This window comes from Cycloclasticus pugetii PS-1, assembly GCF_000384415.1.
Classification (GTDB): Bacteria; Pseudomonadota; Gammaproteobacteria; order Methylococcales; family Cycloclasticaceae; genus Cycloclasticus; species Cycloclasticus pugetii.
This window is the reverse complement of the sequence record NZ_ARVU01000001.1, coordinates 2,213,298-2,226,543: the sequence shown is the minus strand read 5'-3', so window position 1 is coordinate 2,226,543 and position 13,246 is coordinate 2,213,298. Positions and strand designations below refer to the sequence as shown.

Here is a 13,246-nt window from a genome sequence, read left to right as displayed (position 1 = left end):
TTAGCCTAATGTTAATGCGTTGATGTGATGTGCAGATAGGTAGTCGGACGCGGACATGCGCCGTTTATTAGCAGGTTGAAGCTCGTTAACTTCAATGAAGTAATCGCCACAGGCAACAAATAATTTATTTTTCTCAGTGTTAACCTCTCCTGGCTGCCCGGAAGTGGGAAGTTGGGTGACGGTTGCCTGCCAAATGCGTAAGGGTTTGTTGTTGAGAAGCGTGTGGGCTACCGGCCATGGGTTGTAACCTTGAATGCTGCGTTGAACGTCAGCAGCTGGCTTGCTCCAATCTATCAGGGCTTCTTGCTTACTGAGTTTGTGAGCATAGGTCGCTTCATTGTTGTTTTGGCGGCTCGGGCTAAGTTGTTGTGCGTCAACGAGGGGCAGTAAATCTATTAAGGCGTTGGCGCCTAAGGTCGATAATTTATTGTGGAGGCTGCTGGAAGTGTCCTCGGGCTGAATAGGGAGAACAGTTTTTGACAACATATCTCCGGTGTCGAGGCCGGTATCCATTTGCATTAAGGTAATGCCGGTTTCTTTATCGCCCGATAAAATAGCACGTTGAATAGGTGCGGCGCCGCGCCAGCGAGGCAATAAGGAGGCATGGATGTTAATGCAGCCAAATTTGGGTGTATTCAAGACAAGGTCTGGCAAAATAATACCGTAGGCGACAACAATCATAAGGTCTGCCTGATACTGTTCTAGCGTTGTTATCGATGCTGCTGATTTGAAGTTAACGGGCTGTTCAATGGGTATATTAGCGTCCAATGCGCATTGTTTGACGGGGCTAAGTTGAACTTTTCGTCCCCGGCCGGCCGGTCGGTCTGGTTGTGTATAAACAGCGCAGACATGATGCTGACTAGCTATAAGCGCTTGAAGCGTTGGCACCGAAAAATCAGGCGTGCCTGCAAATATAATGTTCATGTTTAAAGGCCAGCTATAGCGAGTTGGATTGAGTTGTTTGTTCGGCTCGTTCTTTATCCATTCGCACTAGCTTCTTTCGAATGCGATTGCGTTTTAAAGGAGACAGGTAATCGACAAATAATTTTCCGTCTAAATGATCTATTTCATGTTGAATGCATACGGCCAATAAATCGTCAGCTGTTAGCTCGAAAGGCTTGCCATGTTCATCTTGAGCGCTAATCGTTACTGACTCTGCTCTTTCTACGTCTTCATAAAATCCAGGGACCGATAGACAGCCTTCTTGCATTACTTCAATGCCTTCTTTATGAGTGATAACTGGGTTAATGAGGCAAAGCTGTTCGTTTTTATCTTCAGAGACGTCAATGACAATGAGGCGTTTATGGTAATTCACCTGCGTTGCGGCAAGTCCAATACCGGGCGCTGCGTACATGGTTTCAAACATATCGCGAATAAATTGCCTCAATTCGTCATCAAAGACGGTGATATCGGTGGCTTTTGTTCGTAGCCGTTTGTCAGGAAAATGCAGAATATTTAATTTTGTCATATTGGAAGGGGGTGAAATATGCGACGGTGGCCAATTGTTTAGAGTGAATTCTAACGAATTTAGGTTAAACTTTGAATAGTCAATATTTTAAGCTAGACTTAGAATGTTATTAAATCGCCAATAAAAGGAAGATCGTGGCCATGAAAAAATTATTAGTGTTAGTGGTTGGAGTGTTGTTGAGTTGGAGTGTACTGGCAAACGATATTAAGCTGAACCCATCACACCCGGATCGCTACGTGGTTGTAAAAGGAGATACACTTTGGGGTATTTCTGCACGTTTCCTACAAACGCCATGGCGTTGGCCAGATATATGGCAAGCGAATGATCAAATTGCGAACCCACACTTAATTTACCCCGGCGATATTATTGAGTTGTCTTTTGTAGATGGCGTGCCAAGGTTGACTTTAAAAAGAGGTGATGGGAAATTATCACCCTCAATTCGGCGTTCTAGTTTAGCGGATGCCATTCCTGCAATACCGATTGATGCCATTGCACCCTTTTTAAATAGTCCAAGAGTGATGACGCAAGAGGAGTATGAGTCTGCGCCTTATGTCGTGGCATTTGATGATGAGCATATTCTCGGAAGTCCGGGCTACAAAGCGTATGTCCGTTCATTTCAAGACGGCATAGCCGATGGCTACATTATTGTGCGACAAGGCGAAGAATATTTGGATGGAGAAACTGGGGAGTCATTGGGTTTCGAGGCGGTCTATATTGCAGAGTCGACGGTAGAGCTGAAAGGAGACCCAGCGACTGTGATGTTGTCTAAATCAACGCGTGAAGTACGAAAAGGTGATCGTTTATTACCGGCTATCGAAGGACCGATTGTTCAAAACTACTTCCCTCATGCGCCAAAGAGCAATATTAGAGGGCAAATTGTTGGAATCGTTGATGGTGTGTCGAAAGTAGCAAAATATGATGTTGTGGTGATTGACCGTGGCGAACAAGACGGCGTTGAAGTGGGTCATGTGTTACAAATTGATCGAGCAGGCGAAACGGTTAGAGACATCATTGCTGGTGGTGGCGCAGAAGTGACGTTACCGGATGAAAAGGCCGGCGTGTTAATGGTATTTAGGGTGTTTGACCGAGTCAGCTATGGTCTCGTGATGGAAAGCTCTCGCGTGATACACCGCCACGATGTTGTTCATACCCCTTAGTATTGGATAGCTCTAACGGGGAAGACGGGCGAGTTTCTTCAGCGAGCATTCTTGCTTCTGATTATCGTCCTTGGTTAGCTTTATGGCGAATTACTGGCGTTGGTGCTAAAACATATTTATCGTTATTGGAGGTCTTTGGTACGCCGGAAAATGTTCTTGGCGCCTCCGCAGCATCGCTCAAGCAGGCTGGGCTTTCTTCAGCGGTTATTCAGCAAATAAAAAACCTGGATGAGCGTGAAATTGAGCCAGATTTAAACTGGCTCAAACGTGAAGATTGTCACCTTATGTGTTGGTACGATGAAGATTACCCGCTTTTGCTTAAAGAAATTCCAGACCCGCCGCCTATTTTATTTATTCGTGGTAATCGTAGCTTGTTAGGATCTTTGCAAATAGCCATGGTAGGAACAAGAAACCCTTCACCAATGGCCATGAAAACAGCGCATGCATTTTCAAAAAGCTTTGCCACCTTTGGCTTAACAGTAACGAGTGGTTTAGCATTAGGCGTTGATCAAGCGGCGCATGAAGGTGTTTTAGAGGCCGGCGGAAAAACAATCGCTGTCGCTGCTACAGGGCTCGATAGGGTTTACCCCGCTGGTCACAAGCCGTTGGCTGAAGAAATTATTAAATCTGGTGCGTTGGTGTCGGAATTTCCAATTGGCACACAACCAAAACCGGGTTATTTTCCGAGAAGGAATAGAATTATTAGCGGCTTAAGCTTGGGTGTTTTGGTGGTTGAGGCGGCGATAAAGAGTGGAACCTTGATAACAGCAAAACATGCAATGGAGCAAGGCCGGGAAGTGTTTGCAATCCCCGGGTCGATTCACAATCCGCTTGCAAAAGGCTGCCATCATTTGATCCGACAAGGGGCTAAATTAGTTGAAACGGCTGAAGATGTACTTGAAGAGTTAGGTAACTTATCGTTGGCGGCTCTCAATGAAGATGATGGGCAGAACGAAGAGCTTAGGTTGAATAAGACATCAATAACGGGTGATTATGCTGTTTTACTTGAAAAAATTGCGTTTGACCCCACCTCCGTAGATGAACTAATAACAGAAACTAATTTTACAGCCGAAGAGATTTCGTCTATGTTACTGGTATTGGAGCTTCAAGGTTTAGTGTCATCTGCGCCTGGAGGCCTTTTCTATCGGTGTTCAGCCGAATAAATAGAGATAAAATTAAAATAAATGAAAGAAACTATTTTTGAAGTACTTGTGTATTTGTTCGAGCATTATATTGATGCGGGCGATGAAAAGGCCCTTGAGCAAGGCAAGTTAAAAACTGAATTGCTGGAAGCAGGGTTTACAGAAAACTATGTTGATCGAGCCTTTGATTGGATGGGTGAGTTAACGACTCAACCATCGCAGGTGATGGAGAACTATGTTGGTCAAAGTGCGATCCGGGTTTATTCAGCCGAAGAACGATTACGTTTTGATGTTGATGCGCAAGGCTTCTTGTTGTTTTTAGAGCAGACAGGGATTATCGACTTAACACGCCGTGAGCTGATAATTGATAGAGCGATGGCCTTGGGTGATGCGCTTCTTTCTGTAGATCATGTGAAGTGGGTCGCGTTAATGGTGCTGTTTAGTCAATCTGGCATGGAAGGTCATTATTCACAAATGGAGGAGCTGGTTTACGGCGATACTCCATTCGAACTTCATTAGGTCTTATTATGTCAGCTCTTGTCATTGTTGAATCGCCAGCAAAAGCAAAAACCATTGAAAAATATTTAGGCAAAGGATTTACTGTTCTAGCGTCATATGGCCACGTGAGGGACTTGGTTCCGAAGGAGGGCGCGGTAGACCCGGACCATGATTTTGCGATGAAGTATTCTTTGGTCGAAAGGAATCAGCGTCATGTGCAGGCGATTACAAAGGCGATGAAAAAAGCCGATGAGCTTTATCTTGCAACCGACCCGGATAGAGAGGGTGAGGCCATTTCATGGCATGTTTCTGAGTTATTAAAGGAAAAAAAACTGCTCAAAGATAAGCCGGTACATCGAGTGGTTTTTCATGAGATTACTAAAAAATCAATTCAAAAAGCGATACAGGAGCCGCGTGAATTATCAATGGATATGGTTGATGCGCAGCAAGCTAGACGCGCACTCGATTATTTGGTTGGTTTTAATTTGTCGCCGTTGTTATGGAAAAAAATCAGACGCGGCTTATCTGCTGGGCGGGTTCAAAGCCCAGCGTTAAGATTAATTGTTGAACGTGAATTAGAAATAGAAGCTTTCAATAGTCGTGAATATTGGAGTATTGAAGCGGCAACTAAGGCGGCTAACCAATCTTTTAAAGCCAAGCTAACACATGTGGATGGCGAAAAGCTGACCCAGTTTAGTGTCGAAAACGCGGCGGATGCGAATAAAATAAAAGACGATATTGTGGCTGTTGCCGCCAATAAATTATTGGTTAAAAAGCTACAAAAAAAACAGCGTAAACGTAACCCAGCCGCCCCCTTTACAACCTCCACACTTCAGCAAGAAGCATCTAGAAAGTTAGGTTTTACAACTAAAAAGACCATGCAGATTGCTCAGCAGCTTTATGAAGGGGTAACCATCGGTTCAGAATCAATTGGTCTGATAACGTATATGCGAACAGATTCGGTGAACTTAGCGGCTGAAGCGGTTGATGAAATTCGTCAATTGATTGAATTGCGTTATGGTAAAGAGAATCTACCTAAACAAGCGCCGGTTTACAAAACTAAATCAAAAAATGCTCAAGAAGCCCATGAGGCTATTCGTCCAAGCTCAGCAGCAAGGATTCCTGATGAAATTAGAGGGTCGTTGTCGAATGACCAATATAAACTCTATTTATTGATCTGGAAACGCGTGGTGGCCAGCCAAATGGTTCATGCGTTGATTGATGGGGTGAGTGCAGACCTAACCTGCGGCAAGGGCTATGTTTTTCGGGCCACAGGTTCAACGGTAAATAAACCCGGTTTCATGTCAGTGTATCTTGAAGGTAAAGATGACAGTAAAGAGGATGATGACAATAAGGAAAAAATGTTACCACCTCTGGAAGAAGGTGCGCTAGTTGATTTGCAAGAGGTGATAGCGAACCAACATTTTACTGAACCGCCCCCTCGTTATGGTGAGGCAAGCCTAGTTAAAGCGCTTGAAGAGCATGGAATTGGCCGGCCATCGACCTATGCATCGATTATTTCAACATTACAAAATCGCGACTATGTAGAGCTAGAAACGAAACGCTTTTATCCGACTGATGTTGGGCGAATTGTAAATAAATTTTTAACGCAGCATTTTACGAATTATGTGGATTATGACTTCACCGCTAAATTAGAAGATGGCCTGGATGCCGTTTCAAGAGGTGAAATGCAGTGGTTGCCATTAATGAAGACGTTTTGGCAGCCATTTAAAACACTGATTGATGATAAGGAAGTCAGTGTTCAACGTAGCGATGTTACGCAAGAGGCGCTGGAGGAAAAGTGTCCAGAGTGCGGTAAACAGCTATCGATTCGCTTGGGTAGAAATGGACGGTTTATTGGCTGTACGGATTACCCCGAATGCAGTTATACGCGTAACTTGAATGATGATGCCGCTTCTGCAGAGCCTGAAGTTGTTGAAGGGAGAAAATGCCCAAAGTGTGAATCTAATTTAATTATTCGCACCGGTCGATATGGCAAATTTATAGGTTGTAGTGCTTACCCAGATTGTAAGCATATGGAACCTTTGGAGAAACCAAAAGACACGAATGTTGTTTGTCCTGATTGTAAAAAGGGAACAATACTTGAACGTAAATCTCGAAAGGGTAAAATATTCTACTCGTGCTCTAATTATCCTAAGTGTAAATATGCATTATGGAATGAGCCGATTAATGAGCCATGCCCAAATTGTAATTGGCCTATTTTGACATTAAAAACAACTAAAAGACGTGGCACTGAAAAAGTCTGTCCACAACAAGAATGTTCCTACGTAACGCCATGCGAAGAAATGGCTAAAACTTAATAAATTAAAAGGTAAATGATGCAAGATAATAAAACATTTGTAGCCGTTTTAATGGGCTCTGACTCTGACTTTCCTGTTATGCAGGCAACACTGGATGTATTAAAAGGATTAGACATACCATATGAGGTGAGAGTGACCTCAGCACATAGAACGCCAGTAGAAACACATGCCTACGTTACCGATGCCGATAAGAGAGGTTGCGCGGTCTTTATTGCAGCAGCAGGTCTGGCTGCTCATTTAGCAGGAGCAGTGGCGGCTAATACCGTTAAGCCTGTTATTGGTGTGCCGCTTGATGCGGGTTCTTTACAAGGGCAAGATGCATTATTGTCGACCGTACAAATGCCAGCAGGTATCCCTGTTGCTAGTGTAGCGATTGGTAAGCCGGGTGCAAAAAATGCGGCTTATCTTGCCGCTCAAATTATCGGCTTGTTTGATGAGGGCGTTGCACAACGAGTACGTGCAGATAGAAAAGCGTCAGGCGAAGCTGTTATTAAGAAAAACCAAGCCCTGCAAGAAAAGCTTCAACAAGGGTAATCCGGTTGTGCCATCAGTTTGGCAAAAAAAACGGTTTGTTGCTCAACTTCAAGCCGGTGGTCTTGTAGCCTACCCAACAGAGGCCGTGTTTGGGTTAGGCTGCGACCCATTGAACGAAGGGGCAGTTTATCGACTGTTAGATTTAAAAGGGCGATCGGTTAGTAAAGGCTTGATTCTTATCGCATCTGATTTTTGTCAACTTGAACCTTATGTGCAGCCTTTATCTGATGACCTTATGTCAAAAATAAAGGGCCAGGTATCGGAGCCAACAACTTGGTTACTGCCTGCAAAAACATCGGTGCCAGCATGGTTGACAGGTGGGCGGAGTAATATAGCGGTTCGTTTGACACAGCATGGCCTAGCTAAAGAGCTGTGCCAGTTAGCTGGTACAGCGATTGTGTCTACTAGTGCTAACATGTCGGGTTGTGAGGCAGTAAGAACGGCGTATCAAGCGCGTCTAAAGTTTTTGTCGAAAAATGTTTATACAATAAGTGGCCAAGTAGGTGGCTTTTTGAATCCCAGCCGAATCATCGACCCCTTTTTAAATAAGCAATTACGTTAACCTAAGAGATTTTATTGATGTCTGCACCCAATCCCCAGCGTGTTAAAGACTACCTGTTGGCTTTGCAAAACAACATTTGTAGCAGTATTGAAGGCCTTGAGGAAGAGGGTGGTTTTAAAGAAGACCTATGGGATAGAGGGGGCGATACAGGCGGAGGGCGTACGAGGCTGATAGAGAATGGCAAGGTGTTTGAGCAGGCGGGGGTTAATTTTTCGCATGTAAGAGGTGACGCCTTACCCGGATCAGCAACACAGAATCGTCCCAAGTTGGCGGGGCGAAATTTTGAAGCAATGGGCGTTTCATTGGTGATACACCCTCGTAATCCTTATGTACCGACATCACATGCTAATGTGCGATTTTTTATCGCAGAAAAAGACGGTGAAGCACCAATTTGGTGGTTTGGAGGCGGCTTTGATTTAACGCCTTATTATGGCTTTGAAGATGATGCAAAGCATTGGCATCGGCAGGCAAAAAAAGCGTGCGAACCTTTTGGTGATAATGTTTATAACGATTATAAAAAATGGTGTGATGAATATTTCTTTTTAAAGCATCGTAATGAACCGCGCGGTATCGGAGGGCTTTTCTTTGATGATTTAAATGAAGGGGGGTTCGAACGTTGTTTCAAGCTGATGAAGAGCGTGGGTGACCACTATATTTCTGCCTACCAGCCTATTGTCGAGCGACGTAAAAGCTTGCCGTATACTGACAAGGAACGAGATTTTCAGCTCTATAGGAGAGGCCGCTATGTAGAGTTTAACTTGGTGTATGACAGAGGGACCCTGTTTGGGTTGCAAACAGGTGGCCGTACGGAATCCATTTTAATGTCATTGCCACCACAGGTTAGCTGGCGTTATAACTGGCACCCAGAAGCAGGGACAGCTGAAAGCGAACTGTATGATGTTTTTTTGAAGCCTAAAGATTGGCTTGCTTAAACAGAGCTGTTATTAAGACTTGTTGCTCGTTTCTTCTCGAACAAGTTGGCTGTCTGTTTCTGATAACTTGTTTTTTTCGGCTAATTGTTGAATAACTTGATCGAGTCCACCGGCGCTTTTGATGGTTTTAGAAAAGCTCGCTTTGTAATTAGTTACCATGCTAATCCCTTCGATGATCACATCATACGCTTTCCATTCGCCAGCTTTGTTAAGGGCCATTCGGTAATTAACAGCAACGGGTGGACGAGAAGGTTGAATAATTTCAGTTTTAACCATTAGCCTTGTGTCTGTTGGGTCGAAGGTCATTGGTATGAAATGTATGGTCCATTCATCAAATTCTTTAAAGGCAGTGGCGTAAGTATTTACCAATAAGCCCTTGAACTCTTTTTGGAATGAGGTTTTTTGCTCTTCGCTTGCTTTACGCCAGTGTTTACCTAAAACAAGTCTAGAAATTTTATTTAAATCAACACGAGGTTCAAGTACTTCGTTGACCAACTGAAAAACATAATCAAGGTCATCGAGTTTACTTTTATCCTTTTGAAGGATGTCGTGTAACAGGTCAGATGTTTCTTGGATGACTTGTTGAGGAGGGTTTAAGTCTTCAGCGCTTGCAAATGAGCTAATTGTTAATGCAAAGGCGAAGAGCCCGACGGTTAAAAAACCTTTTAGTTTGTTCATTGTCTATATCCTGTTCTTATTTTGTAGTGCCGGGTTATCCCCTGGAATAGATTATTTTCTTGTCCTATTGCAGCTTCATTTATCGTCATTGCCCCTCTCTGGTGGCAGGGGTTGTAAAAAGACGCTAGTGTAGGCATTGTCGGGCAAGATACAATACTTAATTAAAGTTTATTAGGTGTTTAATTAAGCGGCCTTTGATCTGTGTTTGTAAAAAGTATAGTCGATCAGTTTAATTTTTCTACAGTGTTTTGTCGACTAAGTCGTTAAAATGTCAAAAATGATTATAGCTTGAAATGGTGGGTAAAATGAAGATCAATAAAACAAACTCGATTCTAGTCAGAAGGCAACGACGTATGCGATCAAGCCAGTTTAGTCGCCGTTTAATGCGTGAAACAGTGTTAACAACGGATGATCTGATTTACCCCGTATTTGTGATTGAGGGCGAGAGCCAACGTCAAACAATCGATTCTATGCCGGGTGTTGAGCGACTTAGTATTGATTTGTTGGTGGACGAAGCGCGTGAACTCGTGACACTAGGGGTGCCTGCGATTGCCTTATTTCCTGTGACGCCCGCGAGTGTTAAAACAAGTTCAGCAGAGGAAGCGTGGAACCCGCAAGGTTTGGCGCAAAGAGCAGTTCGGGCGTTAAAGGCTGCATTGCCGGAGCTAGGTGTTATTACCGATGTCGCCTTAGACCCTTTTACAACACATGGTCAGGATGGGTTGATTGACGATACTGGTTATGTGTTAAACGATGACACGGTGGAGGTGTTGGTAAAACAAGCCTTGTCCCATGCAGAAGCGGGGGCTGATGTGGTGGCACCCTCAGATATGATGGATGGTCGTGTGGGTGCAATCCGCGAAGCACTGGAGGTAGAGGGCTATACGAATACTAAAATTTTGGCCTATTCGGCGAAATATGCGTCCAGTTTTTATGGCCCGTTTAGGGATGCAGTGGGTTCTGCGGCTCAGTTAGGAGCAGGCAATAAGTACAGTTATCAAATGGACTGTGCAAATACCGATGAGGCATTGATTGAAGTCGGCTTAGATATTGAAGAAGGTGCTGACATGGTAATGGTCAAGCCAGGCATGCCCTACCTAGATATTGTTCGTCGGGTGGCTGAATCGTTTGACACCCCCGTATTTGCTTATCAGGTGAGTGGGGAGTACGCAATGATAAAGGCAGCGGTGCAAAATGCTTGGCTTGAGGAGCGAGCGGTTGTTTTAGAGTCTTTACTGGCATTTAAACGGGCAGGTGCGCAGGGTGTTTTAACTTACTTTGCAAAAGATGTGGCACGCTGGCTAACGGAAGAAAAATAATGACGGATCGCTACGCAGTATTTGGGTTTCCCATTGGGCACAGTTTATCACCTATTATTCACCGACAGTTTGCTGATCAGACTGGGCAGCAATTAAGCTATGAGGCGCAGGAAGTGAAGCCCGACGTGTTTAATGAAGCGCTTGCTGATTTTTTTAAGGCTGGTGGAAAAGGTGTTAATTGCACCGTACCTTTGAAAGAGCTCGCATATGAAGCAGTAGACCAATTAACACAGCGCGCTAAATTTAGTGGGGCGGTTAATACGATTAAGCGTTTAGACGATGGTTCTTTATTAGGTGATAATACCGATGGTATAGGGCTGTTAACTGACCTTTGCACAAATTTAGGGGTGGAGATAGATGATCAGCGAGTCCTTGTGTTGGGTGCTGGCGGAGCATCTCGTGGAATACTAGGGCCGTTGCTCGAGGCAAAGCCTAGGCAACTTTATTTGGCTAATAGAACTGTCTCAAAAGCAAAAGCAATGGAAGTTTTATTTTCTTCATTGGGCCGAATTCAGTCTTCAAGTTATGAAGACTTAGCAGGAAAGCAATTTGATTTGATCATTAATGCGACATCGGCCAGTTTAAGTGGTTCTTTGCCTGAGATAGCAAATGGCTTATTGTCGCCGAACGGGGTTTGCTATGATTTGGCGTATAGTGAGCAGCCGACAGCATTTGTGTGTTGGGGTATGCAAGAAGGCGCCCGCTTATCAGTGGATGGTCGGGGTATGTTAGTCGAGCAAGCAGCGCATGCGTTTCATCTTTGGCGTGGAGTTATGCCTGAGACTTCAGCCGTCTTAAAGGGGCTAAAGTAAAGCGCATTGAAATGCTGTTGAGCTTGTAAAGTTAAATGGATGAGCTAGCATCATCAGCCCATTGGCATGCTTTTAAATAGTCGTTTGAATAGTTATCACCTATGGGCCAATTAAGTTGCTGCTCATGTTTAATGATTATTTTTAAGACCTCACCCATCTCACCTTTTTGTTCAACTAAGGCGTCTATAATCTCACTTTTCAAGGGTAGGGGTTTAACGGCCTCCTTCATTGTCATGTCTAATAAGGCATCCAATGTAGACAGCAGCCCCATTAGAAAATAGCTGTTTGGGTGTGCTTTGTCGTTCTTTACGGCAATGTTTTCTGCCAATTTAGCACGTACTAAGGCATGCTTTATAAGCTCTAAGGGTTTAGAAGGGATGCTGCGCAAGCTAATTAATGTCGCCCACTTCTTTGTTTCATCAATACCTAAGATAACAATGGCTTGTTTAATTCGTTCAATGGGGTTTTTGAACGAGAAGCTGGCAGAGTTTAAATACTTTAAAAGCATATGGGTAAGATTAGGGTCCTTTTCAATGGTGCTTTCGAGTTCAGACATTGAAATGTCCACCTGGTTAACATGGGCTAGAAGTTGGATGATAGCAAACGTGCTAGCGCTAACAGTACGCCCTTTTATTAACTCTGGTCTTGAAAAGAAATATCCCTGAAATAGCTCGCAGCCTATTTGCTTATAGGCATTGAAGTCGTCGAAGGTCTCTATTTTTTCAGCTAAAAATTGTATAGCACAAGGTTGGAGTTTTTCAATTAAGGCTTTGTTGACCTCGATGGAGGTGAGGGTTAAATCAAACTTAATAATAGAGGCTAATTCGATTAAAGGGTCCCATTTTGGGCTGTACACGAAGTCATCAAGAGCGAAAGTAAATCCCTTTTCTGAAAGCTCTTGAGCTCTTTCGATAAGACTAGCGTCAGGTTGAATGTCTTCTAATAACTCTAAGATAACTTGCTCAGAAGGCAGAGCTTCAATCAGAGGGCTAAATAAATCTTCATACGATATATTGATAAAAACAAAGTGGTTGTTTGCTGCTTTTTGTAACCCTAAGTCTAAGGCAGAAGAAGCGATAACCTCAGCAGTAAGAGAATGTGTTTGTTGCTTTTCATCTTCAATCGGGCGATACAAAAATTCATAGGCGTGAAGCTCTAAGGAGCGGTTTAGTATGGGTTGTCGAGCAAACGAGAAATGACGCATGACAGTAGCCCTTAGGATAATGAATGAATGATACCTTTCAGTTTAGTTGAAGAAACGCATTAGGTTGCCTCGTTAAGGTATTTATTTTTCAATCGAACATAGTTCTGCGGTGAATAGGCTAAAAACTGGGCTTCTTTTTCATTAATGGGCCGAGCTTTTTTGACTGGAGAGCCAATATATAAATAGCCACTTTCTAATACCTTTCCCGGAGGGACAAGACTCCCAGCACCAATTATCACTTGGTCATTGACGATAGCGCCATCCATCACAATAGCGCCCATTCCAATCAGGCAACGATTACCAATGGTGCAGCCATGCAGTGTCACCTTATGCCCAACGGTTACGTCTTCTCCAATCACAACAGGGTAGCCCCCTGGGTTAAAGTCACTGGCATGGGTAACGTGTATAACGCTACCATCTTGAATATTAGAACGACGACCAATTTTAATACTATGAATGTCGCCACGAACAACGGCTAATGGCCAAATAGACACATCGGCAGCAAGTTCAACGTCGCCAATAACAACGGCGGTATCGTGGATAAAGGTAGAGTCTTCAGTTCGCGGTGTTTTAGAGTCAAAAGATTTAACGTGCATGTGCGATTTCCTGTTCTATACTT

14 protein-coding genes are annotated in these 13,246 nt (G+C 43.8%); 9 read left to right on the top strand and 5 right to left on the bottom strand.

Annotated elements, in window-relative coordinates; all coding sequences use genetic code 11:
* Both fmt and def read right to left on the bottom strand, forming a co-directional pair.
* Entirely contained in the window at nt 1-924 is a 924-nt protein-coding gene (fmt, locus tag CYCPU_RS0110860; protein ID WP_020162721.1) for a methionyl-tRNA formyltransferase, read from the bottom strand.
* 13 nt (nt 925-937) lie between these two features.
* Nucleotides 938-1,468, bottom strand: coding sequence for a peptide deformylase (gene def / locus CYCPU_RS0110855; RefSeq protein WP_015006907.1), 531 nt, complete (start codon nt 1,466-1,468; stop codon nt 938-940).
* A 140-nt stretch (nt 1,469-1,608) separates the two neighbouring features.
* On the opposite strand from def, the gene CYCPU_RS0110850 reads away from it, so the two are divergent.
* Genes CYCPU_RS0110850 through hemF form a run of 7 tightly spaced genes read left to right on the top strand, consistent with a single transcriptional unit; the run spans nt 1,609 to nt 8,614 of the window.
* Nucleotides 1,609-2,625, top strand: a complete 1,017-nt coding sequence (locus tag CYCPU_RS0110850) for a LysM peptidoglycan-binding domain-containing protein (RefSeq protein ID WP_020162720.1) — start codon at nt 1,609-1,611, stop codon at nt 2,623-2,625.
* A 2-nt stretch (nt 2,626-2,627) separates the two neighbouring features.
* Nucleotides 2,628-3,788, top strand: a complete 1,161-nt coding sequence (gene dprA, locus CYCPU_RS0110845) for a DNA-processing protein DprA (protein ID WP_020162719.1) — start codon at nt 2,628-2,630, stop codon at nt 3,786-3,788.
* 21 nt (nt 3,789-3,809) lie between these two features.
* Nucleotides 3,810-4,286 carry a Smg family protein gene (locus CYCPU_RS0110840; protein WP_020162718.1) on the top strand — a complete coding sequence of 159 codons (477 nt, stop codon included), beginning with the start codon at nt 3,810-3,812 and terminating at the stop codon, nt 4,284-4,286.
* 8 nt (nt 4,287-4,294) lie between these two features.
* The gene (gene topA / locus CYCPU_RS0110835; RefSeq protein WP_016390852.1) at nt 4,295-6,586 is read left to right on the top strand and encodes a type I DNA topoisomerase; all 2,292 of its coding nucleotides are present in this window, start codon (nt 4,295-4,297) and stop codon (nt 6,584-6,586) included.
* 18 nt (nt 6,587-6,604) lie between these two features.
* The gene (gene purE, locus CYCPU_RS0110830; RefSeq protein ID WP_015006902.1) at nt 6,605-7,120 is read left to right on the top strand and encodes a 5-(carboxyamino)imidazole ribonucleotide mutase; all 516 of its coding nucleotides are present in this window, start codon (nt 6,605-6,607) and stop codon (nt 7,118-7,120) included.
* A 7-nt stretch (nt 7,121-7,127) separates the two neighbouring features.
* Complete coding sequence (locus CYCPU_RS0110825; RefSeq protein ID WP_016390853.1) at nt 7,128-7,682, top strand: L-threonylcarbamoyladenylate synthase type 1 TsaC; 555 nt, start codon at nt 7,128-7,130, stop codon at nt 7,680-7,682.
* A gap of 17 nt (nt 7,683-7,699) precedes the next feature.
* Nucleotides 7,700-8,614, top strand: coding sequence for an oxygen-dependent coproporphyrinogen oxidase (hemF, locus tag CYCPU_RS0110820; RefSeq protein ID WP_020162717.1), 915 nt, complete (start codon nt 7,700-7,702; stop codon nt 8,612-8,614).
* A gap of 12 nt (nt 8,615-8,626) precedes the next feature.
* Here hemF and CYCPU_RS0110815 read toward each other — a convergent pair whose 3' ends face one another.
* Nucleotides 8,627-9,292: an MlaC/ttg2D family ABC transporter substrate-binding protein gene (locus tag CYCPU_RS0110815; protein WP_016390855.1), complete on the bottom strand. Its 666-nt coding sequence runs from the start codon at nt 9,290-9,292 to the stop codon at nt 8,627-8,629.
* A 305-nt stretch (nt 9,293-9,597) separates the two neighbouring features.
* Here CYCPU_RS0110815 and hemB point away from each other — a divergent pair, with 305 nt between their 5' ends.
* Both hemB and aroE read left to right on the top strand, forming a co-directional pair.
* Nucleotides 9,598-10,611 (top strand): porphobilinogen synthase, encoded by a 1,014-nt coding sequence (gene hemB, locus CYCPU_RS0110810; RefSeq protein WP_016390856.1) that lies wholly within the window; start codon nt 9,598-9,600, stop codon nt 10,609-10,611.
* Nucleotides 10,611-11,423, top strand: a complete 813-nt coding sequence (gene aroE / locus CYCPU_RS0110805; RefSeq protein WP_020162716.1) for a shikimate dehydrogenase — start codon at nt 10,611-10,613, stop codon at nt 11,421-11,423. The genes hemB and aroE overlap by 1 nt, the downstream gene beginning before the upstream one ends.
* A 31-nt stretch (nt 11,424-11,454) precedes the next feature.
* On the opposite strand, the gene CYCPU_RS0110800 is transcribed toward aroE, so the two are convergent.
* Nucleotides 11,455-12,627 carry an EAL and HDOD domain-containing protein gene (locus CYCPU_RS0110800; protein WP_016390858.1) on the bottom strand — a complete coding sequence of 391 codons (1,173 nt, stop codon included), beginning with the start codon at nt 12,625-12,627 and terminating at the stop codon, nt 11,455-11,457.
* Nucleotides 12,628-12,686: 59 nt separating this feature from the next.
* A complete protein-coding gene (locus CYCPU_RS0110795; protein WP_020162715.1) occupies nt 12,687-13,223 on the bottom strand; it encodes a gamma carbonic anhydrase family protein in 537 nt (178 codons plus the stop codon).
* Nucleotides 13,224-13,246 lie beyond the last annotated feature (23 nt).